Annotated in this window: 23 protein-coding genes; 14 read left to right on the top strand and 9 right to left on the bottom strand. The window is 63.0% G+C overall.

Going from position 1 to position 24,933, the window contains the following annotated elements; genetic code table 11:
• Positions 1-15: 15 nt before the first annotated feature.
• Positions 16-558: a hypothetical protein gene (locus O4220_RS23945; RefSeq protein WP_269608041.1), complete on the top strand. Its 543-nt coding sequence runs from the start codon at positions 16-18 to the stop codon at positions 556-558.
• Positions 559-760: 202 nt separating this feature from the next.
• On the opposite strand, the gene O4220_RS23940 is transcribed toward O4220_RS23945, so the two are convergent.
• Positions 761-2,074, bottom strand: coding sequence for a lipase family protein (locus O4220_RS23940; protein ID WP_269608040.1), 1,314 nt, complete (start codon positions 2,072-2,074; stop codon positions 761-763).
• Complete coding sequence (locus O4220_RS23935; protein WP_269608039.1) at positions 2,071-2,634, bottom strand: TetR/AcrR family transcriptional regulator; 564 nt, start codon at positions 2,632-2,634, stop codon at positions 2,071-2,073. The genes O4220_RS23940 and O4220_RS23935 overlap by 4 nt, the downstream gene beginning before the upstream one ends.
• 77 nt (positions 2,635-2,711) lie before the next feature.
• Here O4220_RS23935 and O4220_RS23930 point away from each other — a divergent pair, with 77 nt between their 5' ends.
• The 4 genes from O4220_RS23930 to O4220_RS23915 all read left to right on the top strand — a co-directional run bounded on the left by O4220_RS23930 (position 2,712) and on the right by O4220_RS23915 (position 5,426).
• A complete protein-coding gene (locus O4220_RS23930) occupies positions 2,712-3,509 on the top strand; it encodes an SDR family NAD(P)-dependent oxidoreductase (RefSeq protein WP_269608038.1) in 798 nt (265 codons plus the stop codon).
• A 40-nt stretch (positions 3,510-3,549) separates the two neighbouring features.
• Complete coding sequence (locus O4220_RS23925; RefSeq protein WP_269608036.1) at positions 3,550-4,476, top strand: alpha/beta hydrolase; 927 nt, start codon at positions 3,550-3,552, stop codon at positions 4,474-4,476.
• 67 nt (positions 4,477-4,543) lie between these two features.
• Entirely contained in the window at positions 4,544-5,089 is a 546-nt protein-coding gene (locus tag O4220_RS23920; RefSeq protein ID WP_269608035.1) for a DUF6924 domain-containing protein, read from the top strand.
• Complete coding sequence (locus tag O4220_RS23915) at positions 5,082-5,426, top strand: hypothetical protein (RefSeq protein WP_269608034.1); 345 nt, start codon at positions 5,082-5,084, stop codon at positions 5,424-5,426. The genes O4220_RS23920 and O4220_RS23915 overlap by 8 nt, the downstream gene beginning before the upstream one ends.
• A 94-nt stretch (positions 5,427-5,520) precedes the next feature.
• Here O4220_RS23915 and acnA read toward each other — a convergent pair whose 3' ends face one another.
• The gene (acnA, locus tag O4220_RS23910) at positions 5,521-8,160 is read right to left on the bottom strand and encodes an aconitate hydratase AcnA (protein ID WP_269608033.1); all 2,640 of its coding nucleotides are present in this window, start codon (positions 8,158-8,160) and stop codon (positions 5,521-5,523) included.
• 94 nt (positions 8,161-8,254) lie between these two features.
• On the opposite strand from acnA, the gene O4220_RS23905 reads away from it, so the two are divergent.
• The 6 genes from O4220_RS23905 (at position 8,255) to O4220_RS23880 (ending at position 13,438) form a co-directional block, all read left to right on the top strand.
• Positions 8,255-8,932 carry a GntR family transcriptional regulator gene (locus tag O4220_RS23905; RefSeq protein ID WP_269608032.1) on the top strand — a complete coding sequence of 226 codons (678 nt, stop codon included), beginning with the start codon at positions 8,255-8,257 and terminating at the stop codon, positions 8,930-8,932.
• A gap of 122 nt (positions 8,933-9,054) precedes the next feature.
• Positions 9,055-10,131: a Bug family tripartite tricarboxylate transporter substrate binding protein gene (locus O4220_RS23900; protein WP_420030454.1), complete on the top strand. Its 1,077-nt coding sequence runs from the start codon at positions 9,055-9,057 to the stop codon at positions 10,129-10,131.
• 32 nt (positions 10,132-10,163) lie between these two features.
• Complete coding sequence (locus O4220_RS23895; RefSeq protein ID WP_269608031.1) at positions 10,164-10,553, top strand: universal stress protein; 390 nt, start codon at positions 10,164-10,166, stop codon at positions 10,551-10,553.
• Positions 10,543-11,100 (top strand): tripartite tricarboxylate transporter TctB family protein, encoded by a 558-nt coding sequence (locus O4220_RS23890; protein WP_269608029.1) that lies wholly within the window; start codon positions 10,543-10,545, stop codon positions 11,098-11,100. The genes O4220_RS23895 and O4220_RS23890 overlap by 11 nt, the downstream gene beginning before the upstream one ends.
• Positions 11,100-12,605 carry a tripartite tricarboxylate transporter permease gene (locus O4220_RS23885; protein ID WP_269608028.1) on the top strand — a complete coding sequence of 502 codons (1,506 nt, stop codon included), beginning with the start codon at positions 11,100-11,102 and terminating at the stop codon, positions 12,603-12,605. Before O4220_RS23890 ends, O4220_RS23885 begins: the two co-directional genes overlap by 1 nt.
• Before the next feature lie 56 nt (positions 12,606-12,661).
• On the top strand, positions 12,662-13,438 hold the full coding sequence (locus O4220_RS23880) for a fumarylacetoacetate hydrolase family protein (RefSeq protein ID WP_269608027.1): 777 nt from the start codon (positions 12,662-12,664) through the stop codon (positions 13,436-13,438).
• A gap of 31 nt (positions 13,439-13,469) precedes the next feature.
• Here O4220_RS23880 and O4220_RS23875 read toward each other — a convergent pair whose 3' ends face one another.
• Complete coding sequence (locus O4220_RS23875) at positions 13,470-14,462, bottom strand: LacI family DNA-binding transcriptional regulator (RefSeq protein WP_269608026.1); 993 nt, start codon at positions 14,460-14,462, stop codon at positions 13,470-13,472.
• A 167-nt stretch (positions 14,463-14,629) separates the two neighbouring features.
• Here O4220_RS23875 and O4220_RS23870 point away from each other — a divergent pair, with 167 nt between their 5' ends.
• Entirely contained in the window at positions 14,630-15,403 is a 774-nt protein-coding gene (locus O4220_RS23870) for a nitrilase-related carbon-nitrogen hydrolase (protein WP_269608025.1), read from the top strand.
• Positions 15,404-15,447: 44 nt separating this feature from the next.
• The gene (locus O4220_RS23865; RefSeq protein WP_269608024.1) at positions 15,448-17,121 is read left to right on the top strand and encodes a flavin monoamine oxidase family protein; all 1,674 of its coding nucleotides are present in this window, start codon (positions 15,448-15,450) and stop codon (positions 17,119-17,121) included.
• Between the two features lie 43 nt (positions 17,122-17,164).
• On the opposite strand, the gene O4220_RS23860 is transcribed toward O4220_RS23865, so the two are convergent.
• The 4 genes from O4220_RS23860 to O4220_RS23845 are packed head-to-tail and all read right to left on the bottom strand — an operon-like array spanning position 17,165 to position 21,895.
• On the bottom strand, positions 17,165-18,820 hold the full coding sequence (locus tag O4220_RS23860) for an amidohydrolase (RefSeq protein ID WP_269608023.1): 1,656 nt from the start codon (positions 18,818-18,820) through the stop codon (positions 17,165-17,167).
• On the bottom strand, positions 18,817-19,752 hold the full coding sequence (locus O4220_RS23855; protein WP_269608022.1) for an NAD(P)-dependent oxidoreductase: 936 nt from the start codon (positions 19,750-19,752) through the stop codon (positions 18,817-18,819). The genes O4220_RS23860 and O4220_RS23855 overlap by 4 nt, the downstream gene beginning before the upstream one ends.
• Before the next feature lie 5 nt (positions 19,753-19,757).
• Complete coding sequence (locus O4220_RS23850) at positions 19,758-20,546, bottom strand: class II aldolase/adducin family protein (protein WP_269608021.1); 789 nt, start codon at positions 20,544-20,546, stop codon at positions 19,758-19,760.
• 29 nt (positions 20,547-20,575) lie between these two features.
• The gene (locus O4220_RS23845; protein ID WP_269608020.1) at positions 20,576-21,895 is read right to left on the bottom strand and encodes an MFS transporter; all 1,320 of its coding nucleotides are present in this window, start codon (positions 21,893-21,895) and stop codon (positions 20,576-20,578) included.
• A 289-nt stretch (positions 21,896-22,184) separates the two neighbouring features.
• On the opposite strand from O4220_RS23845, the gene O4220_RS23840 reads away from it, so the two are divergent.
• On the top strand, positions 22,185-23,336 hold the full coding sequence (locus O4220_RS23840) for a helix-turn-helix domain-containing protein (protein WP_269608019.1): 1,152 nt from the start codon (positions 22,185-22,187) through the stop codon (positions 23,334-23,336).
• A gap of 265 nt (positions 23,337-23,601) precedes the next feature.
• On the opposite strand, the gene O4220_RS23835 is transcribed toward O4220_RS23840, so the two are convergent.
• Complete coding sequence (locus O4220_RS23835) at positions 23,602-24,915, bottom strand: MFS transporter (protein WP_269608018.1); 1,314 nt, start codon at positions 24,913-24,915, stop codon at positions 23,602-23,604.
• Positions 24,916-24,933 lie beyond the last annotated feature (18 nt).

Raw genomic sequence — 24,933 nt, 5'->3', positions numbered from 1 at the left:
AACGAAAGGCTGTCCATGTCCGCCGTTCAGTACCGCAAGGCCTCCATCGCACTCGCCACCTTCGCCGTTGCCGCTGGTGCAGCGCTCGTGCTCCCCGGTACAGCCTCTGCCGCGACACAGGAACGTGATTACACGGTGTCCGCGTCAATAGGGGGCTTCCAGCCCACCGACTTCGTGCTGGTGGAAGGCACACCGGTGACCGTGACGGCCGAGGGGTCCGCCACGTCGTCCACCGCCGGGGAGCCTGCTTACTACGGCCCCAACGGTTCGGTCGACACATGCACCGTCGACTGTCAGGATCCCGCCGGTCAGTATGCGGCCCTCTATGCCAAGGTCGGCGACGGTGCCCCGATACTGGTCGGAGCCGGACCGGTCGTCCTCACCGGAGCAGGTCCTCTGTCGTTCGCATTCAACGACGGTAGCGAGAGCTTCGGCGACAACGCCGGCTCCTACGTCGCCACCGTCACCTACGACGACGGCATCACGCCGGTTGATCCCGGCTGCTCCGGGTCCGCCTGCTTCGACTTGATGGACTTCTTCGGATCTTCGGCGGCCTGATTCCGCGTAGTTCCCGACGATCACCCGCATTCCAGTCAGGAATGCGGGTGATCGTTTGTTGTGGGCACTGTGTTCCGCACCCATCCTGTGTCGATGATGAGATTGCAGACCTACCCCGAGGCGCAAGGAGTTCTTCCCTTTGTTCCGCCGATCCGACAGGGGCGTACGGAAGGCGTCTTTTGTGGCCCGATGTCTTTGTGTATCAACCGATTCGGCCGGCGAATGCGCGTCCGGTAGACATGGCGAGTCCGAGCAACCCGCGTAACCCCGGCAATGATCCCGCCAGTGACCACACGGTGTTCGTCGACGATTCGTCGGTCGGCCTGCCCGCGAAGCGATCCGAGAGCCAATCCAGGGTGACGGGGGCTGCGATCGGATGCAGCGACAGGTGTTCACTGAGGCGATCACGGATATAGGTGACGTTCGCTCCAGCAGCGCGATACCGGCGTACTTGCCCGTCCACGTCGTCGACGTCGATCATCGGATCGTGCACTGCCTGCACCACGAGAAGCGGAAACTGGGGTGCCGACTTGCCGGGCTGAATATCCTGAAAAATCTGCACCATCTCGGGTGTCGCCAGGAGGTCTGCCATCGGCATATCGAGGTGCCGCTCCAGATCGTGCATCACCATGGACGCGACCGCGTGCACTGTCGTCTTGCGGTGCAGGGACGAGAGTGTCTCCAGCCCCGCAGCAGCGACGTGTTCGCGAACGAGGCGGTCGAGTACGGGGTAGGTGCGACGTAGGCCCTCCACCACCATCGCGGGTAGCGCCGCGAACATTGTGCCGTTGAGGCGGGCAAATGCGGACCCGGGATCGCCGACGGGCGATCCGAGTGCTGCGCCGACGATGTCGAGTTCAGGGGCGTACTCGGCCGCAGCCTCCGCGGCCCACGACGTCGCCAACCCGCCGCCCGAGTACCCCCACAGCGCGACAGGGGTGGTGGCGGCGAGGTCGAGCGGCTCGAAAGACAGTGCCGCGCGGACTCCGTCGAGTGTGCAGTAGCCGGGCTCGACGGGTGCTCCCCATTGCCCGTTCATACCTTCGTGATCGGGAAGGGACAGAACCCATCCGCGCCGCAGGGCATACAGGATGATCATGAACTCGAACTGCGGTACGGAGCCGACAGCGCGAGCACCCGCCCGCAGGACGTAAGACGGGAAACACCGATCCGACACGGCGTCGATCGCGCACTGGTAGGACAGCAGAGCGCGCTGCGATCGCTGTCGGCCCCCGACCGGAAGAATCACCGTCGTGACCGCGACGCGCGCTGCCCCGTCGAGGCTCGTGGTCCGGTACAGAAGTTGCCACGCCGACACCTTCTGCCGGATGACGCCGAACAACGCGAGGGTCACCTTGCGGGACCGCAACACCGTCCCCGGCTCCGCGCGCTCGAAACCGGCGGGGGCCCGATAGAACGGGTCCATGCTGGGAATCGTGATGTTCGATTCCGTGCCGGTGCGGTCGGCCGCGGCTCGCGGACGACCGGTCGACGCGGCATCGGGTTCGATACTCATGGTGAATCACTTCCTGGTGCGGGTGCGATGGTGTCGACGAGTCGGTCGATGACCGCTCGGGAGTCTGCAGGTGACGCCGCGTGAGTCAGCAATCCCTCGACGACGAACGTACCGATGCGGAGCATGGCGTCGGCCGCCTCACCGGATAGGCCGGCAGCCTCGATATCGGCGGTGAACAGCGATTCCGCGAAGGCATGAAACCCGTTGTGCCATTGATCGATGGCCTCGGACTCGCTCACCCGATCGTGCACGGTGGAGACCAACGGACCGACTTTGCGTAGCCGCTCCACCAGCCAGAACAGCCGGTCGGCCAGTGGTAGGTCGACGACGTCGAGATAGTCCGTGGCGTCCTCGGCGGCGATGGCCGTCAGAACAGCGACCAGGATGTCGTCCTTGTCGCCGAAATACCAGTACAGCGTATTCGGTGTGACGCCTGCTGCTTTCGCCAGGCGGCTGATCGAGGTGCGATCGAAGCCGTCGGACACGAACATCTCGCGGGCGGCGACCACGATGTCCTCTCGCTTGCTCTCGCGGTCGTGAAGTCCGCGGTTCTTGGGCATACGACCAACCATATCTTGATTGGTCTTCAAGAGCCTGTTACCGTCCTTGAATACCGTTCAAGAGTGGAGGCCCGTCGATGTCGAAGACCGGAAGAACCGCGCTGATCACAGGAGCATCAGCGGGCATAGGTGCGGCTTTTGCACGACACCTCGCGGCCGAGGGGCACAACCTCGTTCTCGTCGCGCGACGCGAGGACCGACTCATCGCTCTGGCAGACGAATTGTCGTCCCGGCACGATGTGCGATGCGACGTCGTGCCCGCGGACCTCGCCGACCGCTCTGCGCCCCGGGCCATCCTCGACAAAACGAAATCCCTCGGCGTCGACGTCGACATCCTCGTCAACAATGCGGGCATGTCGGGGAACTCCACGTTCGCAGATGCGCCGTTCGACGCACTCGCCGCGGAGATACAGGTGATGATCACTGCCGTCACCGAACTCGCTCATCTCACGGTGCCCGGCATGAAAGAGCGCGGATACGGCCGAATCGTGAATCTGTCGTCGTTGGCGGCGTTGCTTCCACCCGGTGCAAGTCTGCTGTACACCGGAATCAAGTCCTATGTGCTCGACATGTCGCAAGCACTCGACATGGAGTTGCGCCCGCACGGCGTCCACGTGACTGCACTCTGCCCCGGCTTCACCCACAGCGAGTTCCACGACGTCATGGGAACCAGGGATGCCGCATCATCGAAGCTGCCCTCTCTGCTGTGGCAGTCGCCCGAGGACGTCGTTCGAGAGGGATGTCGGGCCGTGAACAACGGCACGCCGGTGTGCGTGCCCGGGATGGTCAACAAAGTGACTGCTGCTGCAGCCAAACCGATTCCGACCCGCATCGGGTACTACCTCGGCAAAACCCTCAACCCTTTCAAGCTGTGAGATCCGATCACCGACCTGCTCTGGAACAGAGAGAATACGCATGAGCACCGACAACCACACCGGCTTCACCCGCACCGAAACATCGTTCATGTCGGACGGAGTTCGTTGTGCGGCAACGGTATTTCGTCCCGCTGGGTCCACCGCCAAGGCACGGCCGGCAATTGTGATGGCGCACGGATTCGGCACTCCTCGGGCGATGCGCCTGTACGCGTACGCCGAGCGTTTCGTCGAGGCCGGTTATGTGGTCTGCGTTTTCGACTATCGGTACTTCGGGGACAGTGACGGCGAACCGCGCCAACTGTTGGACGTGAGTTCGCAGCTTGCCGATTGGCGAAGCGCGGTCGGCTTCGCTCGCTCGCTCGACGGCGTCGACGAGAACCGAATCGTCGGATGGGGCACGTCGTTCGCCGGTGGCCACGTACTCACATTGGCGGGCAACGGCATTCGGTTTGCGGCGGTCATCGCCCAGGTGCCCCACGTCGACGGCATTGCCGCCGTTCGCGCGACCGGGTTCCGGCAGGCATTGCGGCTGGCACCGGCCGCCATCACCGACAGCGTCCGCGCTGTGCTCGGGCGATCGCCACGCTACGTCGACAGTGTCGGGCTACCGGGTGCGCGCGCAGTGATGGTCTCACCCGACGCGGTGAAGGGGCGCGACCGCTTGGTGCTCGAGTCTGGCCTGAACGACGGCGACTACCCCGAGACCGTGGCGGCCCGGATTCTGTTGAAGATCTGGCGCTATTCCCCGGGCCGGACGATGTCCGCGATCGACTGCCCCACGCTGGTGCAGATCGCGTCCGATGATGCCGTCACCCCGGCTGCCGTCGCACGACGCGCCGCGGCACAAGTCCGCAAGGCCACGGTACGTACCTACGACGGTGGCCATTTCGATCCGTACGTCGAGCCACTGTTCTCCTCGGTGATACGAGACCAACTGACCTTTCTGGCCGACAACGTGCCCCTGTAACTCCGGGCCGTCCCCTCCGCCTGGCCGAACGGTTCGGTGCACCCCACAGTTCTCGGATTGGATCACCATGACCGACGGAAAGAACCACTCTGAACTGTGGCTGTTGCGAACATATTTCGGTGATGGCGACGATTGTGCGTGGACCACCCTGACGGAGCAGGCCCACCGCGCGCGATCGTCGGTACCAGATGCTGCGCTGGTCATTTCATCGGACCGGACGCAATGTCAGCAGCGCATTCGTCGGGTGCTCGCGCGACTGGCCACACGCGCCCAGGCGAACGATGGCTTGTATGTTGCCATTGCCGACAAGCAGACGTTCCTGCGCCACGATCGAATGCTGCTCACCATCGACTGTTCGGCAGTTCCACGAAACGCCGAACGCATTCCCGCAATCCGTATGGCCCCGCCCAGTGCGTTTCGGTTGGGTATCGACGGCGGATCGCCCAATACCGAGCGTTCGATCGACCCGAATCGCCGACCGATGGCGGAAGCTGCACTTGCACAGATCGATTCGGAGAGCACCGTTGCCGATTTCGCGGCGAGCGTGGGCGACGCGATCCGAGCGAGTCTGCGGTGGCGAACGGAGATGGCACGAGACGGTTCCTGTGGGTAGACACCGGGAATCGACGGCGAGAACTGCGCCAACCCACATTTCGTCGGGCGCTCGGACGTACGACGAGCCTCCCGACCCGCTGCTGCGAACAGGCGTCCTCGTTCAGACATTGCTGTTCGGGCTCGTCGGCATCGGCAAACACGACGTCGACGACGACATCGCAATCCCGGGCAGCATCGGCGGTTCGTTGCCGCACATGGATCGCAGCACTTCCCGGCAGATATTCGACGGGACACTGGCCGCCGCCGACGCTGCTCTCTTCACTGCAAAACGCAACGGCCGCAACTGTAGTGCTCTGGATCGCCCACACATCACGGAAAGTCCGAATCGAGAATAATGCTGCCAGGGACGTGCGCTGAGGCATCCGCTGCAAACTGCTGTGACTCGAGCGGCGTGCTGACGGCACCTTGGGCGATACGGTAGCCACACAGCTACCGTCCACTCTTCAACGGGGCGATGTCGGCCCGCTGAATACGGTCGAGGATGGTCGGTATCACTCCTCCGTTCTCCAGCAGCTGTCGGTCTTGTTCGGTTTCGGCCGCGATGTCGGCCTCGAATTCATGCCGGGTGTCGTCTGCCCGTACCAGAATCACCGTGGCCGTTCGAGCGTTCGATCTGTGCGGTGACGCGTCTATGTGAATGCGGTCTCCCGACGAGCATGTCGCGAGAATGTCGGCGTCCGCGGGCCGAACGATGAGGGGCAGGACGCCGACGCCGATGAGGTTCGATCGGTGGATGCGCTCGAAGCTACGGGCGAGTACGGCCCGAACGCCCAGTAGCCGTACCGCTTTCGCGGCCCAGTCTCGTGACGATCCCATTCCGTAACGTTCGCCGGCAATGATCACCACATTCTCTCCGTCGTGGGCGTACCGTTGCGCCGCAGCCATCAACGGCATCACCTCGCCGCTGGGGGCGTGCACAGTGTGCGCGACGGGCCCATCGGGTGCGAGCGCGTTGTGGACGTTGCGGTTCTGGAAAGCGCCGCGCAGCATGAGTTCCCAATTTCCTCGACGGGAGGCGAAGACATTGAGATCGTTTCTGGGGACTCCGCGTTCGACGAGATAGTCCGCCGCCGAGCTGTTTCTGGGGATGGCACCGGCGGGGGAGATGTGGTCGGTGGTGATGTCGTCACCGAGCACCAACAGTGGGTGCGCGGAGTACCTGCCGAGGACGCCCTCGGCGAATTCTGCGTCCGCGAAAGGAGACGGCCGCAGGGCCGTCGAAGCAGGGTCCCATGGGAACAGCGGGCCCACCGGGGCTTCGATGGCGTCCCACACACCGTTCGAGGACGCTTCGGCGAAGTCGTCGACAACGTCCTGAGACCGTCTGGCCTCGTAGAGCACGCGGTCGATCTCGGTCACATCGGGCCAGAGTTGTTCCAGGTGCACCGGATTGCCGCTGTCGTCTCGACCCAACGGCTGCATGGTCAGGTCGACCGAGGCGTCTCCGGCCAGGGCGTAGGCGATCACCAGGGGCGGAGACATCAACAATCCCAATTCGAGATCGGGGTGTACTCGCCCGGGGAAATTCCTGTTGCCCGACAGCACTGCCACCGGCGATCCAGTGCCGGTCTCGACGGCTCTTGCGGTGGCGTCGAGCAGACCTCCAGAGTTTCCGATGCACGTGGCGCATCCGTACCCGACGATATCGAAGCCAACGGCGGACAGGTCGTCTATCAGACCCGCGCGCCGGAGCAGACTTGCGGCCGAGGGGGACCCGGGAGCCAGCGAAGTCTTCACCCAGGCCGGTGTTCTCAGGCCCAACGCCCTGGCGTTCCTGGCCAGCAGACCTGCGGCGATCAGCAGACGTGGGTCGGAGGTGTTGGTGCAACTGGTGATCGACGCGATGGCCACCGGAAAGTCGGGGAGTTCGCTGTCGTTGTCCACGGGCGGTGTGCCGGCGTGGACTATCGCATCTCCCGCGTCGGACAGTGCTAGCAGATCCTGGGGGCGACGTGGCCCGGCAACGGACGTTTCGATGGCGGAGAGGTCGATGGTGATGGACCTGGAGTAGTCGGGTTCGGCGTCGGGGTCGAACCACAACCCGGCTCGCTTCATCACCGTCTCGACGAGGTGGCACTGGTATTCGGTCCGTCCGGTGTTGGACAGGTATTCGAGCGCATGGTGGTCGACGGGGAAGTAGCCCGTGGTGGCTCCGTACTCCGGGGCCATGTTCGCCACGACAGCTCGGTCTCCGACAGTGAGGGTGGACACCCCCGGACCGAAGAACTCGACGAATTCCCCTGTTACTCCGATCTTTCGCAAACAATGGGTGACCGTCAGTGCGAGATCGGTTGCCATGACACCCGGAGTGAGCGATCCGGTGAACCGCACTCCCACGACGTCGGGGATTTGCAACGTGGTCGGCATTCCGAACATGACCGACTGTGCTTCGAGTCCGCCGATCCCCCAGGCCAGGACGCCGAGGCCGTTGATCATCGGTGTATGGCTGTCTGTTCCGAGCATCATGTCCGGGACGGCCCAGTCGGTACCGTCGCGGCGTTCGACGGTGACCACCGTGGCCAACTGTTCGAGATTGATTGTGTGCATGATGCCGGTACCGGGGCGATTGATGTGCACCGATGCCATCGCACCCGATGCCCACGCCAGGAAGCGGTACCGCTCGCCGTTCCTGCGCATGTCGTGTTCGAGATTGATCGCGGCGGCGGCTGGATCGGCGAACGATTCCACTGCGAGCGAGTGGTCGACCGAGACCTCCACAGGCAGAACAGGACTGAGTGACGATGGATCGCCGCCGCGAGCTGCGACGACGTCTCGCATTGCGGCGATGTCCACCAGGGCAGGTGTACTCGTCGTGTCGTGCATCATCAACCGCCCGGGTAGGAACGGGATCTCTGCGGAACTTGATCGAGCGCCCAGCCACGATCGCAAGTCGTCGAGCGCCTGAAGAGCAGTGGCCGGGGTCGAGGTTCTGACGACGTTCTCCGCGAGCAATCGGAGAACGACCGGCCATCTCCGGTAAACCTCGGATCCGACCGTGCTCTCGACATCGACGACCGACAGAGTCCGTTCGTCGATGTCGGTCACAGTGACGGTAGCGAACAAGTTCATGCAATCACTATAGGTTATAACCTCGTGCTTGCAGCTCCGATGATAAGCTTCACGCGCGTTACAGCTCGTTTCGCCGCGTAGAGGAGGCCACCGGATGAGCATGCCCGAAGCTACGTTCACCAAGAACGACTACGCATACGGGCAGTTGAGGACGCGCATTCTCACCGGAACCCTCGAAGCCGGGTCGGTCATCGGCCAGGCCAAACTCGCAGCCGAGCTGGGAGTCAGTACTACGCCGCTCCGAGAGGCAATTCGGAGACTCGCGGCCGAGGGGATGATCGATCTCGAAGCCCACCGCGACGCCCGGGTGACGGCCGTATCCGCCGACGAAGCCCGCCACCTCTATCAGGTGCGGGAAAGCCTCGACCCACTTGCGACATCCCTGGCCGCCCAGCATCGAACCAAGTCCGACATCGCTCGAATGGAGTTCGCGCTCAGTCGCCTCGAGCCCATCACCGATGCAGCGGACCTCGATGCACTGCTGCGACATCGCGAGTTTCACCGCGCTGTGTACCGAGCATCGGCGAACCCGGTGCTCATCGACATTCTCGAACGGTTGTGGGACAAGGCCGACCGCTATCGGCTGGTGGGGCTGCGGCACGGCGGCGATACGGAGCGTGATCGTGCCAGGGTCGAGGCGGAGCATACGGCGATCTACGAGGCCGTCGCGACCGGAAATGCCGACGCGGCAGCCGAAGTCATGACCGAGCACATCCGCCGTAGCCTCGGCCGGCGGGCCATCGTGGCCCTCGGGGATTCCGCTCAGGTCTAGCGCTCCGTACTACGCGAATGGGGATCCGGTAGTTGTGTTGGACATCACGCGCTATAGGTTATAACCTGCAACGACGAACGTCGCCTGATGTTCGTGTCGCAGACGCAATTGAGGTGTGCTCGTTGAACTCCCCCGAGAATTCTGTCGACCCCACGACACCCACGGACGCGGAGTCGCCGTCGACCGTGGTGCCGATACGCTCACCCCGCCTCTCGAAGGCCGGGCGTCGCGCGCTCGTCGCAGTGGGTCTGGTGGCATCGGTGGCGATCGTGGGAATCGGCGTCGTCGATGCCTCGTCGAGTGGGGGCGGCGCAGATGCTCGTTCCCAGTTGACTCTCATCGCACCGGCTGCCGCAGGGGGAGGGTGGGACGGTGCCGCGCGTGAAGCTCAGCAAGCTCTGCGTGCGCAGGGAATCGTCAACAACACCCAGGTGGTCAACATTCCGGGTGCGGGCGGCACTATCGGCCTCAGCCAATTCACCGGAATGGCCGGTGACGCAGCCACGATGATGGTCATGGGCATCACGATGCTCGGTGCCATCAACATCAATGGGTCCGACGTCGACCTCGGTGACGTCACCCCGATCGCCCGCCTCGCCGACGACTATGACGTCGTCGTCGTACCTGCGGATTCACCGATCCTGACCCTCGACGACCTGATGCAGGCTTGGCGAGAAGACCCGCAGCGCTTCTCGTTCGGCGGAGGATCGTTGGGCAGCGTCGATCAGATGATCATCAGCAGGATGGCCCAGCAGAACGACATCGACCCCGCGGGGGTCAACTACATCGCCTACTCGGGCGGAGGTGAACTCGCCACTTCCCTGATGTCGGGCACCATCAAGGCGTCGGTCAGCGGGTACGAGGACTTCGTCGATCAAATCGACGCCGGAAACCTTCGCGCCCTTGCCATCTCGGCCCCCGAGCCGGTGCCCGCCATAGACCTGCCGACTCTGGTGGAGCTCGGGTACGACGTGTCGCTGACCAACTGGCGCGGAATCGTCGCACCTCCTGGAATCACTGACGAGCAGCGGGCCGAGCTCGAAGCCATCGTCACCGAACTCGTCGATACACCGGAATGGCGAGATGCACTCGAACGCAACAGATGGACCGACACCTTTGCAGTCGGTGACGAGTTCGCCGAAGGCCTCCGAACCGAAACCGAATTCGTCGACGGCATCTGGGCCGACCTCGGCTACTGACACCTGATACTTCCCCGCCGAAAGGATTTGCCATGAGTGTTCTCGTCGCCTACTCCAACACCCCCGAAGGTCGTGCCGCGCTGCGGCACGGACACCGTCTAGCGCAGTCGGACAACGTGGATCTCGTTGCGTTCGACCTCGACAACTTCACCACCGCCGAAGACCGCAGTATCGATCCGCCTGCTGTCGACACCGAGTACGAAGGTCATGCCGTTCGATGGATCGGCCGCCACCGCGAAGATCCCGATGCCGCGGACGAATTGCTCGACACCTCGGAAGAACTCGGTGCGCAGCTGATCGTCCTCGGAATTCGCCGTCGCTCCGCCGTCGGAAAGCTCCTTCTCGGTTCCAATGCCCAGCGCATCCTCATGGGTGCCGACGTACCCGTCGTAGCAGTGAAGGCCGAACAACATGACCACTGACCGTACCGAAACGGAAACTGCCAGTCGTACAGCCGATCCAAGGGAGAAAGTGTCGATCGGCACCGGTCGCAGCGGACTCGTTGTCGCCGCACTGGTGTTCGCGTTGGCGCTCTACCTGACCCACGGCATTCTCACCATGGACGTTCCAGGAAGCGCCGCGACGCCTGGGCCGGCGTTCTTCCCCGTCATCATCGCGGCGTGCGCCTATCTACTCGCCATCGTGCTGACCGTCCAGATGCTCCGCACACCGATGGCTCCGGACCCGGAGTTGTTGCATCCCGGCAACACTCGGTACAAGACGCAGACCGACTGGAAGTCGCTGGGAATGACTCTCGGTGCGTTCTTGGCCTTCACTGCACTGCTGGTGCCGGTTGGATGGATCCTCTCCGCCGCGATGCTGTTCTGGTTCGTCGCGCGAGCGATGGGTAGCCCGCGACCGGTCATGGATCTCGGTATTGCGCTGGTGTTCTCGTGTGCCGTCCAAGCGTTCTTCTCGGCAGGCCTCGACCTGAACCTCCCGGCCGGAATTCTGGAAGGAATCGTCTGATGGAGAGCCTCGAACTCTTGATGGGCGGGTTTGCCCAGGCTCTGACCCCGATGAACCTGCTCTGGGTGTTCATCGGTGCCTTTCTCGGTACCGCCGTGGGCGTACTCCCCGGACTCGGATCGGCGATGGCCGTCGCGCTGCTTCTCCCGGTCACCTTCACCCTCGACCCCACCGGTGCCTTCATCATGTTCGCCGGGGTGTATTTCGGCGGGCTCTTCGGAGACTCGACCATGGGCATCCTGATGAACACCCCGGGCGGATCGACAGCCATTGCAACGACATTCGAGGGCCACCGTATGGCCAAGCGCGGTCGTGCCCCACAAGCACTGGCCACCTCGGCAATCGGTGCGTTCATCGGAGGTCTGATTGCCACGACGCTGGTGGTCTTCTTCGCACCCTCGCTGGCGGATCTTGCGGTCAACTTCGGACCGGCGGAGTATTTCGCGCTGGCCATCTTCGCTTTCATGGCGGTGGCATCGGTCGTCTCCGAATCGGTGACCAAAGGCCTCGCTGCGCTGATCGTCGGACTCGCCTTCGCGGTCGTCGGAATCGACGGCATTTCCGGTACACAGCGATTCACTCTCGGAGTACCCGAACTGTTCGACGGCGTGAGCATCATCGTCATCACAGTCGGCGTGCTGGCGCTCGGCGAGGTCTTCTACGTCGCGTCGCGGATCCACCGGACGAAGACACCCGAGACGGGAACCGTCACCGGTCGGCCGTTCCTGTCCCGCAGTGAGTTCAAGGAAGCGTTGCCTGCGTGGTTGCGCGGCACCGGTTTCGGTGTGCCGTTCGGTGTCATTCCCGTCGGCGGAGCCGAGGTGCCCACATTCATGGCCTACAGCGCCGAGAGGCGACTCGATCGCAGACGCACGGTGCCGCAATTCGGCAAGGGAGCCATTCGCGGTGTCGCGGCACCAGAAGCAGCGGGCAACGCTACTTCTGGCACCGCGATGGGCGCACTGCTGGCGATGGGTCTGCCGACATCGGCCACGGCCGCAATCATGCTCGCAGCGTTTCAGCAGTACGGTTTACAGCCAGGGCCACTGTTGTTCGAGCGCAACGCCGACCTGGTCTGGGCGCTGCTCGCGAGCCTCTTCGTCGGGTTGGTCATGCTGCTCATCCTGAACCTGCCGTTCGCGCCGATCTGGGCGAAGCTGCTACTGATTCCGCGGCCATACCTTTACGCAGGGATCACCGTATTTTGTGCGCTCGGTGTCTACGCCACATCAGCCGCAGTGACCGACCTGTTACTCGTGTTCGGAATCGGCTTCGTCGGGTTCCTGATGCGGCGCTACGGGTTTCCGCTCGCGCCCGTGATGATCGGAGTCGTCCTCGGTCCATTGGCCGAGACCAGTTTGCGCAATGCAATGATGTCGAGTGGCGGCGACGCATCCATTCTCGTCGCCAGCCCCATCACTTGGGTGCTCTACGGAGTCCTCGCGATCGTGCTGCTGTACACGGCGGCAAACCGTGTACGTACTCGCACCCGGGTAGACACATAGTCGAGTCTCGGATCAGGTTCGGCACCGAGTTACGCGAACGGCGAAGGAGTGAGCAGATGAGGTATGCCCGCATCGAGACAGGCGGGGATGTGCGGTGGGCTATGCACGTGGACAACAAGTTTCGGGTGCTCGACGGGAGCCCCTATGACGGTGGAAAGCCGGACGGCACCGAACTATCGGCAGAGAAGGTGCGTCTCGCGGCCCCGGTCACGCCGTCCAAGATCTTCTGCGTCGGCAGAAACTACGCAGCCCACCGAACCGAAATGGGCTACGAGCACGACGGGTCGCCGTCTGTCTTCATGAAGGGCCCGTCGGCGATCATCGGGCCGGGCGACGATATCGTGCTGCCCCCGACAGACATGAGTACTCACGTCGAGCACGAAGCGGAACTGGCGTTCGTCATCGGCAAGACCGCACGATTCGTCTCGGCTGCCGATGCGACCGGCTACATCTTCGGCTATACGTGTGCCAATGACGTGAGTGCACGTGATCTGCAGCGAAGCGACCCACAGCTCACCAGGGGAAAGGGCTTCGACACTTTCTGCCCCGTCGGCCCATGGCTCGAGAGCGAACTGGACATCGACGCCGGAGTCAGGTTGAGCTGCAACGTCAACGGTGAAATGCGACAGGACGCATCGACGGCCGACATGACCTACGACATACCGTTCCTGGTGGAGTACCTCAGTGCCTTCGCCACACTGCACCCCGGCGACCTCATCCTCACCGGCTCTCCCGGGGGAACGACACAGCTGCACCCAGGAGACACGATCGACATCGACATCGCTGGGATCGGGACCCTCACCAACGGCGTGATCGCCGGTCGACGCCCCTGAGCGAGCAGGCAGAACATCGGGCAAAGCCGACCTATCGCGTTCTCGATCGGATCTCCACCTCGTGGACCCGGTACAGCGGCGCGAGCTCCGGTCGGTCGATGATCTCCAGAAGCGTCTCGGAGGCAAGTTGTCCGAACTGGTGAGGTCTGAGGTCGACCACCGTCTCGAATGGGCGGTGCACGCTGTCGACCGGGGAACTGGTGAGCGTGGCAAGGTGAATGTCGCGTCCGCTGGCGGTACCCATCGACTCCAGCATGACGGTTGCGCGATCGGCGATCTCGTGCCAGCCGAACAACAACGCATCGACGTCGGGGTGGCGCAGTACGGACTGCAACGCGTCCTCCACCCGAGTGTTCGAGGGGAAGGGCGGAAGGCTGACCGTGGTCGAACTGACTCCGTGGGCGCGGCACCATTCGAGGTACCCCTCACGTATCTGCTGCGACCACGACAGTGAATCCTCGGCCTCGAGAACCAGGAGTGCTGGTACCGCGGCACCATGCAGAGCGAGTTCGTCGAGAGCTCGATGACACACCTGCGCATGCTCGATCTCGACGACTGCGGCGAAATTTGCGGCCGCCTCGCTGTCGACGCGTCCCGCGGACACCACTGGAAGGTGGGCGCGGACGAGTGAGGACACGATCGGATCGTTCTGGGGAGCATCGATCACAATGGCTCCGCCGAGGTGGTCCCAGGATTCACCCGGTTTCGGTGTGGGCCGCGAAATGAGCGTGAGGTCGTAACCGTGTTTCGACACGGCGTCGGTGACACCGAAAGCAAAAGGCATGTAGAACGGCATGTTTCGAACGTCCGGTCCGATGTAGAGCCCGATCGTCTCCGACGTTTTCGTGCGTAATTGGCGTGCAGCTCGGTTGGAGACGTAACCGGCATCGGCAGCTGCTCGACGCACTCGGTCGCGGGTCGACTCCGACACACGTCCCGAGCCACGGAGGGCGTCGGCGACCGTGGTCTTGGACAGGCCCAGTTGGGTCGCCAAGTCGACGATCGTTCGAGAATCCCGTGCCATGACCGCACCATAGCAGCGGCTACCAGTCGGCATTTGTGCGTGTCGGTCATGTCGACGTCGCTGGTCTGCTGTTGACAACCGTGGGTGTAGACCTGAGGATAGGGACGTGCCGGAACGTTCCGGCAAACGGCATTTCTCCCACACGACATTCAAGGAAGCTTCTACCCATGAAGATTGCGGCGCTGCAAGCCACCGGGCTCGCCGGCGAGCCCGACCTCAACCTCGCAGTATTGCGTGAGGCCGCACGGCAGGCAGTGGCCGAGGGTGCCGACGTCTTGGTGACACCCGAGCTCTACGTCCCTGGCTACGCGCCGGAGCAGGTACGCGGCTCGGACGGATCTGCGCAGCGTACGGAGATCGGAGTAGCCGCTGCGCAATACGGCATTCACATCGTTGCCTCCACCGTCGAGCTGACTCCATCCGGCTCCTATATCTCGGCGTCTCTTTTCGACCCGACGGGTGGCGAAGTGACGAGGTATCGAAAGCAGAATCTCTTCGGGTCCGCGGAGGAGTCCTCGTTCGAACGGGGGCGGGAAGATCCGGAATTGTTCGACCTCAACGGTTTTCGAGCGGCCCTGGGAATCTGCTTCGATATCGAGTTTCCCGAGTTCGTCCGGAAGCAGTCGGTGCGAGGTGCGACGCTGCTGCTGGTCCCCACTGCGGTTCCGCTGCGGGTGAATCCGGACGGTTCGCCGCCCGCGCTCGACACCCGCATTCTGTCCACCACAGTGATTCCCACGCGGGCCTTCGAGAGTCAGCTCTACATCGTGTACGCCAATCAGTGTGGCCCACGCTTTTCGGGGACCAGCACGATCGCAGACCCGTACGGTTCTCGACTCGCTACCGCGGGTGACGACCCCGCGCTGATTTTTGCCGACATCAGCCCCGCCGTCGTGGATGATGCTCGACGAGACGTCGGATACATGACCTTCTTCGCCTAGCCCCTCGTGCCACGTCCGCATCAGATTCTCGAGGAAACGACCACATGCCTGACTCCGCACCCATCACGATGCTCACCCCGGATTTCCCCTTTCCTTACAGCGACTACCTGGCGAATCCTGCCGGGATCGGGTCTGTTCCGTCGGATCTGTACGGCACCGAGGTTGCGGTGATCGGCGCAGGTGTCGCCGGCTTGGTCGCGGCACTCGAACTGATGAAGATGGGGCTCAAACCGGTTGTCTACGAGGCATCGTCGATCGGCGGTCGGCTGCGTGGGGCTCAGATTCCCGGAGCGGAGGGTCCGGTGGCGGACCTCGGTGCGATGCGATTTCCGATGTCGAGTCGGGCGTTCTGGCACTACGCCGACCGTCTCGGGATCGAGACTTGTGCCTTTCCCAATCCGTTGACCGACGCGTCACCGAGCACGGTTGTCGATATCGCCGGCCGGCAGTACGAGGGGAGAGCGCTCGAGGATCTGCCCCCGTTCTTTCAGGAGGTATTCCGAGCCTGGGTCGACTGCCTCGAAGAACGGGCCGACTTCAGTGCGATGCGACAGGCGATCCGCGACCACGACCTGCACCGGGTGAAAGAAATCTGGAACGAACTGGTGCCCAGATTCGACGACATGTCGTTTTCTCATTACCTGGCCACGTCCCGAGCGTTTTCGGAACTGCCGTTCGAGTATCGAGAAGCGTTCGGTCAGATCGGTTTCGGCTCCGGTGGCTGGGACGTGAGCTTCCCGAACTCGATCCTCGAGATTCTGCGCGTCGTGTACATGAAGTGCGAGGACGACCACCGACGAATCATCGGGGGAGCCGAGACGTTCACCCGAGGCCTGTGGACCTCGAGCGACCCGAGCACCGTGCACTGGCCGACCGGAACGACTCTGGAATCCCTTCATGACGGCAGTCCCCTCGGTGAGGTCCGAAGGCTTGCTCGGGTTCCGCAGAGTCCGGATTCGGAGGCCGGTGCGGAGACGGTCGCGATAACTGACGCCAACGGCACCACGCGGCGGTATCGGGCCGTGATCGTCACCTGCCACAAGGGGTTGCTCTCGACTCGAATCGACACCGAGGAAGGGCTTTTCGACCCCGGGACGTGGATGGCCATGCGCCGCGTGCACTACCTGCAGTCGTCCAAGACCTTCATCGCCGTCGACCGCCCGTTCTGGTTGGACGTCGACCCCACGACCGGTAAGAACGTCATGGGAACCACACTCACCGACCGCATCACGCGGGGCACCTACCTGTTCGACAACGGTCCCGACATGCAGGCCATGATCTGCCTGTCCTATACCTGGTGCGACGACTCGTTGAAATGGCTGCCCCTCGATGCAGACGAGCGGGCGTCGGTAGCCTTGCGCACCCTCGCCGACATCTATCCGGACGTCGATGTCGCAGGACACGTCCTGGGTAGGCCCATCACGGTCTCGTGGGAGGACGAACCCCATTTCATGGGCGCGTTCAAGATCAATCTGCCTGGGCACTACCGCTACCAGCGCAGGCTCTACGCCCACTTCGTCCGGGGCGGTGCGGACGACCCCGGTGTCTTTCTCGCTGGTGACGACGTGTCGTGGACGGCCGGCTGGGTCGAGGGAGCTGTGACGACCGGCATCAACGCCGTCTGGGCAGTGATGAACGCATTCGGCGGCAAGACACACCCCGACAATCCAGGGCCGGGCGATCGATTCGACGAACTCGCGCCGATTCTGCTCCCGTGAGGCGAACCGGTCGAGCAGAGGTGCTCGACCGGCCCACCGGTGGTCACGGTTGTCCGACCGTCGCGACGCCGGGGACAACGTCGGCTCCCCAACTGACTCGACCACCGAGTATCGTTGCCAGAACGTCGATCTTGCCGATGGTGGACGAGTCGGCGGTCGTCGGATCCTCGCTGAGGACGGTCAGGTCGGCTGCCTTACCCGGGCTGAGCGAGCCCTTGAAATCTGCGGTACCGGTCGCCGCTGCCGAACCGGCCGTATACGCGTGCAAGGCCTGTTCGGCGGTGAGGCGCTCGTCTCCGCCGTACAGCACGCCCGTTTCGGTCAAACGCTCGACGAAGGACTGCATGACGGACAGCGGAGCCCCGTGCGCCACCGGACGGTCCGAGCTGCCCGGTAGCACCAGTCCGGTAGACAGCAAAGACTGTGCACGATAGGACCATTCGATTCGTTCGGGTCCCAACAGTGCCGCCATGCTGTCACCGTATGTGGTGATGAAATGAGGTTGCGGGACGACGACCACGGACGTTTCGGCCAAACGTGCAAGTTGATCCGGCCGGATCACACCGCCGTGTTCGATACGGTTGGGGACCGAACGACGGCCGTGCCTCGCCTGAGCCTCGGCGATGATGTCGATGGCCAGGTCGACTGCATCGTCGCCGATCGCGTGTAGTGCCAGTGACCAGCCCGCGGCATAGGCGTCGAGTGCCCGTCGTCGCATATCGTCACGGTTACCCTGGAAGTAGCCGTGGTTGTGAGGGCAGCCGAGATAGTCCTCGGTCATGGCTGCGGTAGCCCCGAGTAGCGATCCGTCGGTGAACATCTTGGTGGGTCCGAGACGCAGCATGTCGTCTCCCAGGCCGGTTCTGATGCCGGTGGGGAGGCCGAACTTCGCGGACTCGTCCTGATGCCCGGTGAGCTGTTGCAAGGCATCGATCGTGATCATCGGTTGCATCCGGGTATGGAGTCGTCCAGCGTCGTACGCGTTCTGATACGAGGCGAATTCGACTGGACTGTTTCCGATCCATCCTCCCGCGACACCCGCGTCGGTGATGCTCGTCAACCCCTCCGATGCGTATCGACGAGTGGCGCTCTCCAGGGCGTCCTCGATGTCGCTGCCTCGGTAGGGCAGTACGAGATTCTGTACCAACCGCATCGCGTTCTCTTCGAGCAACCCGGTAGGCGCACCGGCCGAATCGCGGGTGATGTCGCCTCCGGCGAGATTGCCTGTTGCGATGTCGTTTTCGATGAGCGTGAGCACTACCGAATTGACGATGCACGCGTGACCCGAGCGGTTCTTGATCCAGAGCTTACGACCCCGTGCTGCACGGTCGAGGTGAGCAATGTCCGGTGTTCCACCCATTCGCAGCGGATCGAATCCGGCGGCGATGATCCACTCGTCGAGTGGAATTCGACCGGCGGCCTCGTCGACAGCGCGGTAGACCTCGTCGAAACTCGACACCGTCGACAGGTCGATCTCGGTCAGCGACAGCCCGAACCACACGCTGTGCGCATGGACGTCGTTGAATCCAGGTGTGACGGTGGCTCCGCCGAGGTCGATCGAGTGCTGTGCGCTGATCCCGTCGAGGTCGGCATCCAGCCCCACGATCAGACCCCGATCGATACCGATCGTGGTGGCTCTCGGGTGCGCTGAGTCGACGGTGATCGCTCGAACACCGGTCAGGATCGTATCGATTTTCATCGAACCATCCCCGTTACTGCGTGTGCGTCCAGGCTCACATCGATGTCGGACAGCAATGCGACGAATTGCTCGAACGGTTTGGTGACCGAGTCCGGTGACATCCATGCGACGTGCGGGGTCACCACGGCACCTGCAGCGCCGAGTAGGGCGCACGGGTCCACCGGTGGTTCCTGAACGAGAACGTCGAGTGCGGCACCGGCCAGGTGCCCTGATTCGAGATGGCGGGCGAGCGCGTCTTCGTCGACCAACTCGCCCCTGGAAACGTTGATCAGGTACGAACCTGGGCGCATTCGTCGAAAAGTGCTGTCGTCCATAAGGCCTCGTGTCATATCGGTCAGGGGGACGTGGAGTGAGAGCACCTCGCTCGATCCGATCAACTCGTCCCGATCGACCCATCGAATCGAGCTGTCGCCTGTGGTGTCGGTCCGCGAATGAACGATCACCTCCATGTCGAGTGCCAGGGCACGGCGCGCGACGGCTCGACCGATTGCGCCGAAGCCCCACAGTCCGAGTCTGGTGCCCGCGACGCGTCGCGGCAACACTGCGCCGTTGTCCCATCGGCCCTGGTGCACGGCGCGGTCGAAATGGTGCGTGCGGCGCAGTGAACCGAGGATGAGTGCGATGGTGTGATCGGCTACCTCGTCAACGCAGTACGCCGGGTTGTTGATTACCTCGATCCCGAACTCTGCTGCGGCGTCGAGATCGAGGTGATCGGTGCCCGCCGACGTGGTGAACACCATGCGAAGGTCCGGCAGGTCACGCAAATGCGAACGGTCCACCCGACCGCACGCAGGATTGACCGCAAGCGCAACGATATTCGGTCCGGTCGGAATGCCGTCCGACACGCAAAAGGCCCATCCCGGCGGGACCGCTGCCTCGTCGACGACAAGCGATCCGGAGTCGACCAGAACTGCAATCGGACGCTGGGTCACAGCTGTCACTTCCGGTAGTCCGGGTAGAGTCGATCAACCATGCGCTGCAAAGCATTCCACGCGAGATCCCAGTTGTCACTGTTGTCTCGGTCGTCGGCGGTCAGTGCCGATTTCTCGTTGTTCAACTGCGCCGCAGTGCGTTCACAGACATCAGCATCCGGTATCACCAGAGGCTGTCCGGTGGATTGCGCCAGGATCTGCATTTCGCAGGCGCGCTCGAGATAGAACATCCGAAGGAATGCACGGCGAGCCGAAGATCCGACGGTGAGGAGACCGTGGTTGCGTAGAACGAGGGCGTTGCGGGTGCCGAGATCAGCCACCAGGCGGGACTTCTCGCTGTCGTCGAGGGCCACGCCCTCGTAATCGTGATAGGCAAGTCTTCCGTAGAACTCCATCGAGGTCTGGTTGACCGGGAGCAAACCTGATTGCTGGGCGGCCACCGCACAGCCATAGCGAGAGTGAGTGTGCAGGACGCTGTGGGCGTCTGGGCGGGCGGAGTGAATGGCGCTGTGGATGACGAATCCCGCTGGATTGACTCGGTACTCGGACGACTCGACGGCTTCGCCGTCGTCGCCGACCACAACCAGATTGGAGGCAGTGATCTCGTCGAACATCAGTCCGTAGGGGTTGATGAGAAATCGCGATGTCGATCCGGGTAGTCGCTGTGAGATGTGCGAGAACACGAGGTCGGTCATCTTGAAGTGGGCGACCAACCGGTAGACGGCCGCCAATTCGACGCGCAGCTGCCATTCGTTCTGCTCGATGGCGAGATCGGAATCGAGTGTGGATGTCATGAAATAATCCTCCGAAACGGTAGTCGCTCTTAGTGTTTGAGTCCGATTTCGTCGACGCTGAACCGTGGACCGAGTACTCCTCCGGCCACAGCGATTGCGCCGATGATCGCCAGAATGACCGCGCTCGGCCACAGATGGTCGCCGGTCACCGTCAACACGGCGGTGGCGATCAATGGGACGCAGCCGCCGAGGACACCGCCGAGGTTGGCGGACATCGCAACTCCGCTGTACCGAATGCCGACTGGGAAGAGTCCGGTCAACACAGCCCCGGCGACGGCGTACGGGAACGCCACACAGCAGACTCCGAGAGTCATTCCGAGTGTGACGAGTAGCGGGTTCGCTGTGCCGATGAGGAAGAAGACCGGTGCCGCAGCGACAATGGTGGCGAGACCGCCGCCGATGACCACGCGTGAAGATCCGTACCGTGTTCCCAGGCGGCCGCCCAGAAGAATGATCGGAATTTCGATGACGGCGGCAATCACCGTGGCCAGCAGCAGCATCGACGAACTGAGCTCGAGAACTCGCTTGCCGTAACTGATCACGAATGTCGTGACGAGGTAGAACCCGCCGGTGCCGATCAGAAAGACCGCGGAACCGACCAGTACCTGTCGCCACCCCTGCGAGAAAACCTGACCGATCGGCGATTGAGCGGTTGCCTCCGACTCCAGAAGTTCGGTGAAGGCGGGCGACTCCTCGAGTTGGCGTCGTAGGGCTACCGAAACCGCGAGGAGGGGTAGTGCAAGAAGGAATGGGATGCGCCATCCCCATGCATCGAAGTTGCTCTCGCTCAGCAGTGCTGCGGTGAGGAAGAAGGCACCGGAGGAGGCGATGGTGCCCACCGGCGAGCCGAGTTGGGGAATCGATGCGAACTTCGCTCGCTCGCTCGAGGGGGCGTTCTCTGCGGCGATGATGACCGCGCCACCCCATTCTCCGCCGACGGCGAGTCCTTGAAGGATGCGCAGCACGATGAGCAGTATGGGTGCCGCGATGCCGATCGAGTAGTAGTTGGGGAGCAGGCCGATCAGGACGGTCGCAATTCCGATTCCTACGATCGTCATCATCAGGACACGCTTACGGCCTATCGAATCGCCGAGTTTGCCGAACAGCAGGCCGCCGATGGGTCGTGCTACGAAACCGACGGCCAGGGTCCCGAACGACGCGAGTGTTGCAACGAGTGCACTGTCGGAGACGAAGTACTGCACGTTGAACACGATCGCCGCAGCGGTGGTGAAAAGAAAGAAGTCGTACCACTCCATGGCGGTACCGACGAACGCTGCCATAGCGACTCGACGCGTCCGCGCTGCGTCGTATGGAGGGCTGTCGATCGACTCGGTAGAGGGTGTGGTCATGGGTGCAATCTCCAGATCGAACGCCGGCTGAACATGATGTGATGCCTGTCATCTCCAATGCAACCGCACACTCCACGTGGAAACCAGGCCATACTGCCCTGGAATGGGAACGTAGTATTGGGCGAATGCCCAACGACGATCGACCAACAGTGGACCGGTAACAACGGCCTCGAGCGGTGTTCGCGCAGGTCAACCGGCCGTGGGTGCGTTCGGGTCGAGCCAGAACGTCGAATGGGCGACGGCGGAGGAAACAGCCGGTTTACACGAGAGGGTTCGACGAGTGCAGAACTTGAAATCGAAGCGGCACGACACGATCGGTCGGTGGCGCGAGCTCGTCGAGGCAACCATTCGCGACGTGGACGATGTGGTTGCCGTCTTTCTGGCCGAGGTGGTCGAGCTTCCCGCGTACGGCTCGAATCTGGTCGGTGACGAGGACCTGAGCGCCACCGCCCGGGTGGCTTTCGACCTGTTGCTCGAGGCGGTGCGGCTCGGCACCACCACAGGTGAATTGAGCACACACCCGGGCGAACTGGGTCGTCGGCGCGCGCGTCAGGGCGTTCCCGTCAAAGACCTGATCGAGGCGGTCCGACTGGATTTCAACATCATCTGGTCGTCGTTGCTGTGGCACGCGACAACAGAGGACATGTTGGTACTCGCACTCCACGTCGACGAACTGTGGGCGGTTGTCGACGATTACGCTCGCGCAATACACCAGGGGTACCTCGAGGAATTGGCCGAGCAGGCGACCACCGTGCTGGACGCGCAGCGCGGCTACCTTGCCGAATTGTTCTCGCCTGCGCGGAACGTATCGGGAAATGTCGACCGAATTGCTCGAGCGCTCGGGGTCAGTGCTGCCGGACGGTTCTCGGTGGCGGTGGCGTCTCCCGACGCGTCGCCTGCCCTCCACCATGCGGCGACCCTGATGCGAGCAAGTGGCACAACGATATTCGTCCTCAACCAGTTCGATCGCGTGGTGGCGCTCTGGCCGATCGGTGCCGTCCATGGACCGGCTTCCTCGGCCGTCGAGTCTCGATTGTCCACCCTGACAGCCGGATACGTTCCCGTGGTCGACGGTCTGGCGGCTGTTCCCGACGCCGCGGACGTCGCGTACGACATCGTCGACAGTCTCGATCCCGCGACCGCGGGACTGGTCTCGGTACAGCAGGGCTGGGCTCGAATGACCAGAGGCAACCTCGATCGTCGAATCGGGTTCACCCCAACGATTCTGGCGGGTCTTCGGGAGCTACCGGCCGGTGAACGCGACCGGGTGATCGACACTGTTCGGGTGTATCTGGACACCGGCAGCGTGCGGGAGGCCGCCGCAGCTCTCTACTGTCACCGCAACACCGTGTTGAATCGACTCACCAAATTCCACGGCGCGACCGGCCTCGACGTGCAGATACCGCGAGAGGCGGCGCTGGTAGTTCTGGCGTTGTCGTGATCGCGGTCTAACGAAGCTACACGCGCACAATGGAAATCGTAAAGAAGGTCTGTGATGTAACGCACCGCTCGCGGTTCAGGCGAGCAAGCGCGTCGCTCGCGGAATCAGTGACGGCAAGATCGAGACGGAAGCCCGCAGCTGGAAGCTCAGCGAACAGGCCCTGGAGTCATTGAGTAGGTCGGCAGACACAGCAGCAGAGGGAATCATGGACTTCATGCAGAAGCGCGATCCGATATGGACCGGCAAGTGAATCCGATCAACCGAACTATCTCGTGTCAGGTGCGTGCAGTCGACCTTTCGACGCAGATGCCGGGCTGCTACGTAGCTTTCGTCCCGCCGGAATCAGAATCGTCACACCGGCTCCGATGATTGCCGGCAAGGCGAAAGCCAGAAGCTGAGTGCTGGTTCCCGCGCCGGCGGCAACGAACAGTCCGCCGTATGTCGGACCGACGATCGCGCCGAGACGCCCCACCGCGAGTGCGACGCCCAGTCCTGTGGTCCGGCACGACACGGGGTAGTAGCCACCGATGAACGTGTTGAGCAGGATCTGCGTCCCGGTTGTTCCCATTCCTGCGATCAGCACCAGAACGTACACGATCCCGATCGGGGGAGTGGTCGCGATCATTGCCAACGATACTGCTGCACAGAGGAATCCGAAGATTGTCACCGGTTTGATTCCGAACCGGTCCGCCAGGTAAGCGCCGCCGAGCGCGCCTACTGCACCGCCCACGTTGAGCATCAGCAGGAATGACAGTGCTGCGCCGAGCGGGTATCCGGCCGATCGCATCACCGCAGGCAACCAGGTCGCGACGCCGAACAACACCAGAAGGCACAACAGGGTCATCACCCAGAAGGACAGTGTCACTCGCGCACGGTTCGCGGTGAACAGCGCACCGATTCCGCGATCTGTCGACTTCGGGTCACCACCGGAATTCTTCACAGCTTCCTCGAGGCCGTACCGAGTCGAGATGGCCTGTGCCGCCTCGATCCTGCCCTGCGAGCCCAGGAAAGCGGGCGATTCGGGGAGATATCGGACCATCAACGGCAGAATCAACAACGCCGGGATCATCCCTGCCGCGAACATCGCTCGGAAGCCGAACTCCGGAACGAGCCACAGGGACAGGATTCCGGCCGCGATACCGCCGACACTGGTGCCCACGAATCCCAGTGCGACCGTTCTTGCCCTGGTGTCGAGCCGGGAAAACTCGATCAGCATCGACGCCGCGGTCGGCATCAGAACTCCTGCCCCGATGCCGACGACGAATCGCGCTGTTCCGAACGTCTCGGGCGAGGGTGCAATCGCACAGCATGCCATTGCGGCCGAGAACAGTGCGACCGCGGCGATCAAGGCGCGCCGTCTGCCCCAACGATCCGCGATACTGCCTGCGGCCAGCGCCCCGACCAACATGCCGACTCCCACCACTGATCCGAGTACACCGACGGTCGCTGGATCCAGATCCCACGGCTCGTACGCCAGGAGTGACGGCACCACCGTTCCGTACATCAGAAGGTCGTACCCCTCCAACGTCAACGCCGATAGGCACAGCGCAACGACGGGAGAAAATGTGTTACGTGACATGGGTTTCCGCTCGCAAGA

Source organism: Rhodococcus ruber, assembly GCF_027270735.1.
In the GTDB taxonomy this organism is placed as follows: Bacteria; Actinomycetota; Actinomycetes; order Mycobacteriales; family Mycobacteriaceae; genus Rhodococcoides; species Rhodococcoides rubrum_A.
Note: the sequence above shows the minus strand (reverse complement) of the source record. Positions and strands in the feature narration are given on the sequence as shown.